This window comes from Salmonella enterica subsp. diarizonae, from assembly GCF_008692785.1.
In the GTDB taxonomy this organism is placed as follows: Bacteria; Pseudomonadota; Gammaproteobacteria; order Enterobacterales; family Enterobacteriaceae; genus Salmonella; species Salmonella diarizonae.
In genome coordinates this window covers 97,553-109,964 of sequence record NZ_VXJV01000004.1, presented here as the reverse complement: position 1 = coordinate 109,964, position 12,412 = coordinate 97,553, and the positions used below count along the sequence as shown (strand labels likewise).

Genomic DNA, 12,412 nt, shown 5'->3' with positions numbered 1-12,412 from the left:
AAATAAAGAGGTCATGATGAGTACTGAAATCAAAACTCAGGTCGTGGTACTTGGGGCGGGCCCGGCAGGCTATTCTGCCGCTTTCCGTTGCGCTGATTTAGGTCTGGAAACCGTAATCGTAGAACGCTACAACACCCTTGGCGGTGTTTGTCTGAACGTCGGCTGTATCCCTTCTAAAGCTCTGCTGCACGTGGCAAAAGTTATCGAAGAAGCGAAAGCGTTGGCTGAGCACGGTATCGTCTTCGGCGAGCCGAAAACTGATATTGACAAAATTCGTACCTGGAAAGAGAAAGTGATCACCCAGCTGACCGGTGGTCTGGCTGGTATGGCGAAAGGCCGTAAAGTAAAAGTGGTCAACGGTCTGGGTAAATTCACCGGGGCTAACACCCTGGAAGTGGAAGGTGAAAACGGCAAGACCGTGATCAACTTCGACAACGCGATCATCGCGGCGGGTTCTCGTCCGATCCAATTACCGTTTATTCCGCATGAAGACCCGCGCGTATGGGATTCTACCGACGCTCTGGAACTGAAAGAAGTGCCGAAGCGTATGCTGGTGATGGGCGGCGGTATCATTGGTCTGGAAATGGGTACCGTATACCACTCGCTGGGTTCAGAGATTGACGTGGTTGAAATGTTCGACCAGGTTATCCCGGCGGCTGATAAAGACATCGTTAAAGTCTTCACCAAGCGCATCGGCAAGAAATTTAACCTGATGCTGGAAACCAAAGTGACCGCCGTTGAAGCGAAAGAAGACGGTATTTACGTTTCGATGGAAGGCAAAAAAGCCCCCGCTGAAGCGCAGCGTTATGATGCAGTTCTGGTGGCGATTGGTCGTGTGCCGAACGGTAAAAACCTCGATGCGGGCAAAGCTGGCGTGGAAGTTGACGACCGTGGCTTTATCCGCGTTGACAAACAGTTGCGCACTAACGTGCCGCACATCTTCGCTATCGGCGATATCGTCGGTCAGCCGATGCTGGCGCATAAAGGCGTTCACGAAGGTCACGTTGCCGCTGAAGTTATCGCCGGTAAAAAACACTACTTCGATCCGAAAGTTATCCCGTCCATCGCCTACACGGAGCCAGAAGTGGCATGGGTTGGACTGACCGAGAAAGAAGCGAAAGAGAAAGGCATCAGCTACGAAACTGCCACCTTCCCGTGGGCAGCTTCTGGCCGTGCTATCGCATCCGATTGCGCAGACGGTATGACCAAACTGATTTTCGACAAAGAATCTCACCGCGTGATCGGCGGGGCGATTGTCGGCACCAATGGTGGCGAGCTGCTGGGTGAAATCGGACTGGCGATCGAAATGGGCTGTGATGCGGAAGACATCGCGCTGACCATTCATGCGCACCCGACTCTGCATGAGTCTGTGGGCCTGGCGGCGGAAATCTTCGAAGGTAGCATTACTGACCTGCCGAACCCGAAAGCGAAGAAGAAATAATCTTCTGAGGGTGGCAATACCGGGTGGTTGTAGGCCGGATAAGACGTCAGTCGTCATCCGGCAAGGCACCGTCCGACCAGAAAAGCGGCTTTGTAGCCGCTTTTTTTACGCGTGGCAAATCAGATGTGTCAAATGATGGCGAAGGATAACGAAACCACAAAATTTATCTTTTCCGCAGAAGTGCGCTTTTCATACCTCATACCGTCAGCAGGGTGTTTGTCGTCTACTCTCAACCAACTAATTGTTTCATAAGAAATATCTCTCCTTACTTTGTCATTACCTCCGAAATTGATAACTTGCTAAAATAATAGCGAGAAAATTATTAGGATTTAACATATGAAACTTTTTCTGACGACAGCAGCGCTAACCGCGACGTTGATTTCCGGCATGGCATTCGCCAGCGATCCCGTTATTCCCTGGGCGACTAACAGCGGTGGTACGGAAAGTACGCATATTGCGGCAATGGGCGAGGATTTGAATGCGCAGCATCAACAGATCACCCACACGCGTGAAGGCGTATGGGCGACTAATTCCGGCAGCATCCAGGCTGATGAAGCCGCTCTGACCAGCAACAAGCCGCCGGTACAAGGCCACCCGGAATTAATGCCGCATCAGGGGTAATGATCATGGCCTGGCGATAACGCCAGGCGCTTACGGGTTATTCGGCGGCCTGCCACTGCGCGTCTGGCGCAAAACGCGTGATAGCCTTAACTTTACTCTCAGTGTCCTTGCCTAAATCCGCCTGATAAATATGATCGTCCTGGTTGACCATAAAACTCATCACCCCGGTTTCGCCGTAATGCATTGGCCAGGCCAGAAGCGCCGTACCGTGACCGTCGTTATCGCTGATAATGCGGAAATGGTAGCCGTGATAACCCTCGTCTGGAGCTGCGGGGCTAAAGTTTGGGCCTAACGGACTGGGGGCTTCGCCTGCTTTGGTTGGCCAGTACAGGCCATCTTTTTGGCCTTCGCTACTGATTATCTTGTGTGCCCAGCGATGGTTTTGCAGGTAATAGTCCTGTTGCGCATCAACGTAAGCATGCATGGCCTGTAAGGTAGAAAGTTCATTTCGCCCAAGGGTACGTGTGAGGATCTCCTCCTGGGCAGCCGCCATATCAAAGCGCCAGCCGCCAGCCTCTTTTACCATCGGTACCGGGAGCTGCCAGTCTTCTCGTCCGACATTCAGGTGCGCCGTATTATCTTTTTGTACAATGCGGTGACCTTCGCGCCAGTCACGATTGAAGCGGGCCACGGCCTCTGGATCGGCGCCTTCTGGCGGCAGAAATTGCCGCCAGTCATCGCCCAGTAGCGCGGTAAGCTGCGTTTCGCTTTTTCCGGCTACCGCTGCGGCGAAGGCGCTGGCGGCTGCTTCCGGGGAGGAGAACCGTTCCTGCGCGTAGCCCAGCCAGGGGAGTGACAGTAACAGAGCGCTTAACATAACCTTTTTCATTATCTGCTCCGGTTAACGGCGATGAAATTCGTGGTGTTCAGAAAAATGTTCCCGCGCGGCGGCGCGTTGCTCGGTGTTTAAATGACCACCCAGGCGGCTTTCCTGGCCGCGTAACTGTTGTGATTGCCATGACGGCGAGCGACTGTCGTTCCCGCTAAACACATTGGCGTGCATATTCTGGTGAAACGCCTGACGCTGTTGCGGCGTAGAGGATGCGATCCGTTGATGCGCCGCGTTACGCTGTTGTAGCGATAAGGGATGCTGCTGCGCTGGCTGCCGCTGCGCGCTGTCATGCTGATTGTCATAACCGCGATAATTATTACGCCGGGCTATTTGATTTAACTGTTGAGAGGCCGCCTTACGCTGGGCATCGCGGGCGTTTGCCGCTGGCAAAGAAGCGTTCGCCGTATGGCTGCGCTGTTGGAATTGCGCCATGGCCGTCTGGCGCTGGCTATCGCGAGACACCGGCGCTTGCTGCGTCGCGCTTAGCCCGCCGCTAACGTTGGTGGGATGGAATCGTTGTGCAACGGTATTATTCGGATAGGGGACGCCATTGCGCCAGGTGGAATTATGCTGCCAGCCCATCGTTTGGCCCGGCAGGTTTTGCCCGGATATCCGGTTGAAATTATTAACATTGATATTGATATTATCGCCATTGTGTTGATAACCGTTACCACCATGATGGTCGTCGTCATGGTGGTGATGATCGTCATCATCCCAGTCTATGCTGCTGAACAAGGCATAGGTGGTGGCGACGCCCAGACTATAACCAAAACCTTTAACAAAACTATCGGCAAACTGCTGTCCCGGAGGGGGCGGTAAATACACCGGCGGATAAGCGGTATTGGGCCAGGCGCCATACACCGTCGCGGGATTATAGTTCGGCACGTACACCACCTGCGGATTCGCGGGTTTAATTTTGATGACGGTCGAAGATGCCGCTGGCGTACTGGCGGATGTGGTGGTTGTCGTCGTGACGGCGGAAGAGGCGCTGGACTTCGGCACGCTGGTGACGATTTGCTGCGGCGTCGATTTTAGCGAACCGGTTTGTTGAGCCAGCAGACGCAGCCTTTGTACCGCATCCATCACATCCTGCGGTTGGGCTAAGAACGCATCGCCCAGGTTTTGCACCCATTGCGGATTCTCGCCCATAAGCGCCATCAACTGGGGAAAGGCGACCAGTGATTTGACGCTGGGGTCCCACGGTTGGCTGGCCACCGCCTGAATAGCGGCGTCGCCCTGCAGCGTGGGGTTATCTCGCGACCACTGGACGGCCTGAACCACGTTTGCCGGGTAGGTGGCGGCCATGAGCACCTGCGAAAGCAGGGAATCGGGATAAAGCGCGACAGGCGCGACCCATTGATCGATTTGCGCAGTGGTAAAGGTCGTTTCCGCGACAGGCGCGGGGACGGATGCCTGCGTTTGTTCAGGGGCGGGAGCCGTCGCCTGCGCGGGCGCTTCGGGGGCGCGGCTTTTAACATACAGTACGCCCGAAGCGGCAAATAACCCGGCACTGCACACAAGGGCGATGAGATGGGGTTTAAAGGGCAACGTCATTTTGTCTCTCCCGATTCCAGGGAATCGCTATGGTCATTATGCCTGCTGCCGACGGGGTGCAGTTTTGCGTGAGTATAAAGGGACGATAGTTTAATTTTTAACTAATGTTGGGATCGGTAACGTTACGTGATGATCAAAGCACGAAATGAGGTAAGCATTTACGGTAGCAGCTCCCGCCTCAGCAGAGCGTTAGACCATCCTTAACGATTCAGCCACTTTTTTATGTTGCTTTTTTGTAAACAGATTAACACCCTACTAAAATCCTGCTATTCTGCCCGTTGCGGTACCCGGGCATTTACCCTACTAACTGCTGTCTCACAGGAGCGTGAAGAGAATCGCCCATACACAAAGCGTATGCCGCACTATGACAATGAGAGCGAGGAGAACCGTCGTGCTAGAAGAATACCGTAAGCACGTAGCTGAACGTGCCGCCGAGGGGATTGTGCCCAAACCTTTAGATGCAACCCAAATGGCCGCGCTTGTCGAGCTGCTGAAAAACCCGCCCGCGGGCGAAGAAGAGTTCCTGTTAGACCTGTTAACCCACCGTGTTCCCCCTGGCGTCGATGAAGCCGCCTATGTTAAAGCCGGCTTCCTTGCCGCCGTCGCGAAAGGCGAAACTACGTCTCCGTTAATCGCCCCTGAGAAAGCTATCGAACTGCTCGGCACCATGCAGGGTGGTTACAACATTCACCCGCTGATTGATGCGCTGGACGACGCTAAACTGGCGCCAGGCGCGGCGAAAGCGCTGTCTCACACCCTGCTGATGTTCGATAACTTCTACGATGTTGAAGAAAAAGCCAAAGCGGGCAACGACTATGCGAAGCAGGTGATGCAATCCTGGGCCGACGCCGAATGGTTCCTGAGCCGTCCGCCGCTGGCGGAAAAAATCACCGTTACCGTCTTCAAAGTGACCGGTGAAACTAACACCGATGATCTCTCTCCGGCGCCGGATGCGTGGTCGCGCCCGGATATCCCGTTACATGCTCAGGCGATGTTGAAAAACGCCCGCGAAGGCATTGAGCCGGATCAGCCAGGCGTTGTTGGTCCCATCAAACAGATTGAAGCATTAGCGAAAAAAGGCTTCCCGCTGGCTTATGTTGGCGATGTGGTGGGTACCGGTTCTTCTCGTAAATCTGCCACTAACTCCGTGCTGTGGTTTATGGGCGACGATATTCCGTTTGTGCCGAACAAACGCGGCGGCGGTCTTTGCCTCGGCGGCAAAATCGCGCCAATCTTCTTTAATACCATGGAAGATGCCGGCGCGCTGCCTGTTGAAGTGGATGTCTCCAGACTGAACATGGGCGATGTGATTGACGTTTACCCGTATAAAGGCGAAGTGCGTAACCACGAAACCGGCGAGCTACTGGCGAATTTCGAACTGAAAACCGACGTGCTGATTGATGAGGTACGTGCCGGTGGCCGTATCCCGTTGATCATTGGTCGCGGCCTGACCACCAAAGCGCGTGAAGCGCTGGGGCTACCGCACAGCGAGGTATTCCGTCAGGCGAAAGACGTGGCGGAAAGCAGCCGCGGCTTCTCGTTGGCGCAGAAAATGGTCGGTCGCGCCTGCGGCGTCGCCGGGGTTCGTCCGGGCGCGTACTGCGAGCCGAAAATGACCTCTGTCGGTTCTCAGGATACTACCGGCCCGATGACCCGCGATGAGCTGAAAGACCTGGCCTGTCTGGGATTCTCCGCCGATCTGGTCATGCAGTCGTTCTGTCACACCGCAGCCTATCCTAAGCCGGTTGACGTCACCACGCACCATACCTTGCCGGATTTCATTATGAACCGCGGCGGCGTGTCGCTGCGTCCGGGCGACGGCGTGATCCACTCCTGGCTGAACCGTATGCTGCTGCCGGATACCGTAGGTACCGGCGGCGACTCCCATACCCGCTTCCCGATCGGCATCTCCTTCCCGGCGGGCTCAGGCCTGGTGGCGTTTGCCGCGGCGACTGGCGTTATGCCGCTGGATATGCCGGAATCGGTACTGGTACGCTTTAAAGGCAAAATGCAGCCGGGTATTACCCTGCGCGATCTGGTCCACGCCATTCCGCTGTACGCCATCAAACAGGGACTGCTGACCGTTGAGAAGAAAGGCAAGAAAAACATCTTCTCCGGCCGCATTCTGGAAATTGAAGGTCTGCCGGATCTGAAAGTCGAGCAGGCGTTTGAGCTGACCGATGCTTCTGCCGAGCGTTCCGCTGCGGGTTGTACTATCAAGCTGAACAAAGAGCCTATCATCGAATACCTGACCTCCAACATCGTCCTGCTGAAATGGATGATCGCGGAAGGCTACGGCGATCGTCGTACGTTGGAACGTCGTATTCAGGGGATGGAAAAATGGCTGGCGGACCCGCAACTGCTGGAAGCCGATGCCGATGCGGAATATGCGGCGGTGATCGACATCGATCTGGCGGATATCAAAGAACCAATCCTGTGCGCGCCGAACGATCCGGACGACGCGCGTCTGCTGTCTGACGTGCAGGGTGAGAAGATCGACGAAGTCTTCATTGGTTCCTGCATGACCAATATCGGCCACTTCCGTGCGGCTGGTAAGCTGCTGGATAACCATAAAGGCCAGTTGCCGACCCGCCTGTGGGTAGCGCCGCCAACCCGTATGGACGCCGCGCAGCTCACGGAAGAGGGCTACTACAGCGTCTTCGGTAAGAGCGGTGCGCGTATCGAAATTCCGGGATGTTCGCTGTGCATGGGCAACCAGGCGCGCGTGGCGGACGGGGCGACGGTGGTCTCTACCTCAACCCGTAACTTCCCGAACCGTTTAGGGACGGGCGCGAACGTCTTCCTGGCCTCTGCGGAGCTGGCGGCGGTGGCGGCGCTGATTGGTAAGCTACCGACGCCGGAAGAGTACCAGACCTTCGTGGCGCAGGTAGATAAAACCGCTGTGGATACCTACCGTTATCTGAACTTCGACCAGCTTTCCCAGTATACCGAGAAAGCCGACGGCGTGATTTTCCAGACCGCGGTGTAATTTGCCCGATGGCGTCAGGCTTACCAGGCCTACGCCTCTTATTACCCGGTGGCGGCTACGCTTACCGGGCCTACAAAACCCATCGCAACTGCGGTGGGTTTTTATTTTCATTCCGCCTGCTGCTCCCGCTTTTTTTCTTCTCCGGTGCTGCGATAATGACTGTAAGGGCTTTGCAGAGGAACACATTATGGATTACGAATTTCTGCGCGATGTGACCGGACGGGTTTTGGTACGTATGTCAATGGGGCACGAAGTGGTCGGCCACTGGTTTAATGAAGAGGTAAAAGAGAACCTGGCCCTACTGGATGAAGTAGAGCAAGCCGCGCGTACGGTCAAAGGTAGCGAACGTTCCTGGCAACGAGCAGGGCATGAATACACGATCTGGATGGACGGCGAAGAGGTGATGATTCGCGCCAATCAGTTGGATTTTTCCGGCGATGAGATGGAAGAGGGGATGAGTTATTACGATGAAGAGAGTTTATCCCTGTGCGGCGTGGAGGATTTTCTGCGGGTCGTCGCCGCGTATCGCAATTTTATGCAGCAGAAATAAGCGTTGACCACGACAGGTGGGGGCTTTTCCTCGTGGAGGAAAAGCCCTGAAGGGTGTGGCATGATAGCGCCAGGATAAATGAATTCAGGGTATTGAATGTGAAGCCAGTCACGCTCTACGACGTTGCAAATCATGCCGGTGTTTCCTATCAGACGGTTTCTCGTGTGGTGAATCAGGCTAGCCACGTTTCGGCGAAAACACGCGCGAAAGTGGAAGCCGCGATGGCGGAACTCAATTACATCCCCAACCATGCGGCGCAGCAGTTGGCGGGGAAACACGTTCCGCTCATCGGCGTGGCGACCACTAATCTGGCGCTGCACGCGCCGTCGCAGATTGTCGCCGCCATTAAATCTCGCGCCGACCAGTCGGGAGCCAGCGTGGTGATTGCGATGGTGGAGCGCAATGGCGTAGAAGCGTGTAAAATCGCAGTTCACAATCTACTGGCGCGGCGTGTTACCGGGATTATTATTAACTTTCCTCTGGAAGAAGACGCGGCGCTGGAGGTGGTCTCCGCAGCGGGTAACGTACCGGTACTTTTTCTGGACGTTTCTGAACAGACCCCAGTCAACAGTATTGTTTTTTCCCACGATGAGGGGGCGAAGCTGGGCGTTGAGCATCTGGTGGCGCATGGGCATCAGCGCATCGCGTTGCTGGCTGGTCCGGCGTCATCCGTCTCCGCACGCCTGCGGCTTGCGGACTGGCGTAAGCACCTTCAACATCGCCAGATTACCCCCGTTGCTGTACTTGAGGGCGACTGGAGCGCGATGTCCGGTTTCCAGCAAACGCAACAGATGCTGAACAGCGGGGTTATCCCAACGGCGATGTTGGTCGCTAATGACCAGATGGCGTTAGGAGTCATGCGCGCCATTACCGAATCCGGCCTGCGCGTGGCGACAGATATCTCCCTTATTGGCTATGACGATACGGAAGACAGTTCCTGCTATATTCCGCCATTGACGACAATCAGACAAGATTTCGCTCAACTGGGGCGGGGGAGTGTCGATCGTATTTTACAGATTGCCGCAGGCGGCTCGGTTTCGCAGAGTCAACTGTTGCCCGTCACGTTGATTGAACGCAAAACCGTATGCGCGCCGCAAACCGATCGCGCCTCGCCTCAAGCGTTGGCGGAAGCGTTAATGCAGTTGGCGCGGCAGGTTTCACGCTTGTCGTAAAGTGTGCTCTGTATTTGCTGGCTTATCGTGCTAATAACGAATTAGTTTGAGCCAGCTCACCAAACGTTAACCTCATCCTTTACCTAAATTGTTATTTCGCAGTATACCTTCAAAAGAAATGTGAGCGAGTAACAATTTTGCGGAAGGATATGATAATGACACCAGAACGTGATTCACTGGCCGCCGTGTTAGCCCGCCGGGATTGGGAAAACCCTGCGGTGACACAGCTTAACAGGCTGGCCACGCATCCGCCGTTTTGTAGCTGGCGCAAGGCAGACGATGCGCAGCGTAACCAATATGCGGCGCAGATACGCAGTCTGAACGGCGTCTGGAAATTTGCCTGGTTCTCCTCGCCGCAAGCAGTGCCGGAGAACTGGCGTCTTGAAGATCTTACGGAGGCTGGCACCATTAACGTGCCGTCGAACTGGCAGATGTACGGTTATGACTCGCCGATCTATTCCAACATTACCTATCCCTTCCCGGTTAATCCTCCCTGTGTTCCGGCAGAAAACCCCACTGGATGTTATTCGCTCACATTTTGCATGGATGATGACTGGCTGACTGAAGGCCAAACGCGCATCATTTTTGACGGCGTAAACTCTGCGTTTCATCTGTGGTGTAACGGTCGCTGGGTCGGCTATGGTCAGGACAGCCGGCTGCCGTCTGAATTTGACCTGAGTGAATATTTACAGGTGGGTGAAAATCGCCTGGCGGTACTGGTGCTGCGCTGGAGCGACGGTAGCTATCTTGAAGACCAGGATATGTGGCGGATGAGCGGCATTTTCCGCGATGTTTCCCTGCTGCATAAGCCGACGACGCAGATTACGGATTTCCACCTCCATACTCATCTGAATGACGACTTTACCCAGGCGGTGCTTGAGGCGGAAGTTCGACTGGCTGGCGGCGTGAACGACGATTTGCAGCTCGTGCTTCATCTCTGGCAGGGAGAAACGCTGGCGGGAGAGGCCCACGCCACGCCGGGAAGTGAAATTATTGACGAGCGCGGCGGCTACGATGACCGCGCCACGCTACGCCTCAATATCAATCGTCCGGCGCTGTGGAGCGCGGAAACGCCTAATCTGTATCGGGCGGTGATCCAATTGCGTACCGCCGATGGCGAGCTGATTGAAGCGGAAGCGTGTGACGTTGGCTTCCGCCAGGTCCGCATCGATAAGGGGCTGTTACTGCTAAATGGTAAACCGCTACTGATCCGTGGGACCAATCGGCATGAGCATCACCCTGAGCGCGGCCAGGTGATGGATTACGATACTATGGTGCAGGATATTTTGCTGATGAAGCAGAATAACTTTAATGCCGTTCGCTGCTCGCATTACCCCAATCATCCGCAGTGGTACGCCCTATGTGACCGCTATGGTCTGTACGTGGTGGATGAAGCTAACATTGAAACCCACGGTATGACGCCGATGAATCGCCTGAGCGATGACCCGGACTGGCTACCCGCCATGAGTCAGCGTGTGACGCGCATGGTGCAGCGCGATCGCAACCATCCGAGCATTATCATCTGGTCGTTGGGCAATGAATCCGGGTATGGGGCTAACCATGACGCGCTTTATCGCTGGCTGAAAGCGGAAGATCCTTCTCGCCCGGTGCAGTATGAGGGCGGCGGCGCGGACAGCGCCGCGACGGATATTATCTGCCCGATGTATGCGCGCGTTGATCAGGATCAGCCCTTCCCGGCTGTGCCAAAATGGTCAATCAAGAAGTGGCTCTCGCTGCCCGGCGAGCAGCGTCCGCTCATTCTCTGCGAATATGCGCATGCGATGGGCAACAGCTTTGGCGGCTTTGCCAAATACTGGCAGGCGTTTCGTCAGTATCCGCGCCTGCAGGGGGGCTTTGTCTGGGACTGGGTAGATCAGTCGTTGATTAAATATGACGCGGACGGCAAACCGTGGTCTGCCTACGGCGGGGATTTTGGCGATACGCCCAACGATCGTCAGTTCTGCATGAACGGGCTGGTCTTTGCCGATCGCACTCCGCATCCGGCGCTGTATGAAGCGAAACACGTGCAGCAATTTTTCCAGTTTCGTTTGCTGCCGGGCGAAGAACGCCGCATTGAAGTACAGAGCGAATATCTGTTCCGCCACAGTGATAACGAGATCCTGCGCTGGATGCTGGCGCAGGAGGGCAATCAGTTGGCCAGTGGTGAAGTTGTGCTGGATATCGCCCCGCAGGGGCGACAAATTATCCTGCTACCTGCATTCCCGCAGCCGGAAACCGCAGGGCAGCTTTGGCTGACGGTACGCGTTGAGCAACCGCTGGCGACAAGCTGGTCGGAGGCCGGGCATATCAGCGCCTGGCAACAGTGGCCGTTGGAAGAAAAGCTCTGCGTATCGAAACCCACTCGCGCCAGCGTTGCGCCCGCCCTGACGGTGCGTGACGGCGAATTCTGCGTCACGCAAGGTAATTTGCGTTGGCAGTTCTGCCGTCAGCAGGGCTGGCTTACACAGTTCTGGCGGGATGATGAAGCGCAATTGCTGACCCCGCTTATCGATCAATTCACCCGTGCGCCGCTTGATAACGATATTGGCGTCAGTGAAGCGACACGCATTGACCCCAATGCCTGGGTGGAGCGTTGGAAGGCGGCAGGACATTACTGCGCGGAGCCAGCGCTGTTGCTGTGTGATGCAGACGAGCTGGCGGATGCGGTGCTGATAACCACCGCGCATGCCTGGCAATATCAGGGGGCAACGCTGTTTATCAGCCGCAAAACCTACCGGATTGATGATCATGGCGAAATGCAGATCGACATCGGGGTGGAGGTTGCCAGTGGAATGCCGTACCCGGCGCGGATTGGCTTGAGCTGTCAACTTGCGCAGGTGAATGAAAGGGTGGAGTGGCTGGGGCTGGGGCCGCATGAGAATTATCCGGATCGCCTGAGCAGCGCTTGTTTTGATCGCTGGAACCTCCCGCTGGACGCGATGTATACGCCGTATGTCTTTCCGACTGAAAATGGCCTGCGTTGCGGTACTCGCCAGTTGCGTTATGGCGCGCACCAGTGGAGCGGCGATTTTCAGTTCAATATTAGCCGTTACAGCCAGCGGCAACTGATGGAAACCAGCCACCGCCATTTATTGCAGGCAGAATCAGGCGTCTGGCTCAATATCGATGGTTATCATATGGGAGTGGGCGGGGATGATTCATGGAGCCCGTCGGTATCGCCGGAATTTCAACTGAGCGCCCGGCATTACCACTACCAGATCGCATGGAAATAAAATACCTCATTGGGCAGATT

8 protein-coding genes are annotated in these 12,412 nt (G+C 55.5%); 6 read left to right on the top strand and 2 right to left on the bottom strand.

Features of this window, described 5'->3' with window-relative positions; all coding sequences use genetic code 11:
* Positions 1 to 16: 16 nt before the first annotated feature.
* Complete coding sequence (gene lpdA / locus F4V72_RS09620) at positions 17 to 1,441, top strand: dihydrolipoyl dehydrogenase (RefSeq protein ID WP_023245737.1); 1,425 nt, start codon at positions 17 to 19, stop codon at positions 1,439 to 1,441.
* A gap of 336 nt (positions 1,442 to 1,777) precedes the next feature.
* Complete coding sequence (locus tag F4V72_RS09615; RefSeq protein ID WP_023245738.1) at positions 1,778 to 2,062, top strand: hypothetical protein; 285 nt, start codon at positions 1,778 to 1,780, stop codon at positions 2,060 to 2,062.
* Between the two features lie 37 nt (positions 2,063 to 2,099).
* Here the strand turns inward: F4V72_RS09615 and F4V72_RS09610 are convergent, their stop codons facing one another.
* Both F4V72_RS09610 and F4V72_RS09605 read right to left on the bottom strand, forming a co-directional pair.
* Positions 2,100 to 2,891, bottom strand: a complete 792-nt coding sequence (locus F4V72_RS09610) for a DUF2950 family protein (protein ID WP_111764589.1) — start codon at positions 2,889 to 2,891, stop codon at positions 2,100 to 2,102.
* Positions 2,892 to 2,903: 12 nt separating this feature from the next.
* The gene (locus F4V72_RS09605; protein ID WP_136058491.1) at positions 2,904 to 4,448 is read right to left on the bottom strand and encodes a DUF3300 domain-containing protein; all 1,545 of its coding nucleotides are present in this window, start codon (positions 4,446 to 4,448) and stop codon (positions 2,904 to 2,906) included.
* Between the two features lie 391 nt (positions 4,449 to 4,839).
* On the opposite strand from F4V72_RS09605, the gene acnB reads away from it, so the two are divergent.
* The 4 genes from acnB (at position 4,840) to F4V72_RS09585 (ending at position 12,392) form a co-directional block, all read left to right on the top strand.
* The gene (gene acnB, locus F4V72_RS09600) at positions 4,840 to 7,437 is read left to right on the top strand and encodes a bifunctional aconitate hydratase 2/2-methylisocitrate dehydratase (protein ID WP_053508793.1); all 2,598 of its coding nucleotides are present in this window, start codon (positions 4,840 to 4,842) and stop codon (positions 7,435 to 7,437) included.
* Positions 7,438 to 7,624: 187 nt separating this feature from the next.
* Positions 7,625 to 7,987 (top strand): protein YacL, encoded by a 363-nt coding sequence (gene yacL, locus F4V72_RS09595; RefSeq protein ID WP_023245742.1) that lies wholly within the window; start codon positions 7,625 to 7,627, stop codon positions 7,985 to 7,987.
* 74 nt (positions 7,988 to 8,061) lie between these two features.
* Positions 8,062 to 9,159 (top strand): LacI family DNA-binding transcriptional regulator, encoded by a 1,098-nt coding sequence (locus tag F4V72_RS09590; RefSeq protein WP_269768047.1) that lies wholly within the window; start codon positions 8,062 to 8,064, stop codon positions 9,157 to 9,159.
* A gap of 155 nt (positions 9,160 to 9,314) precedes the next feature.
* Positions 9,315 to 12,392, top strand: a complete 3,078-nt coding sequence (locus F4V72_RS09585) for a beta-galactosidase (protein WP_136058490.1) — start codon at positions 9,315 to 9,317, stop codon at positions 12,390 to 12,392.
* The last annotated feature ends 20 nt before the right edge of the window (positions 12,393 to 12,412 follow it).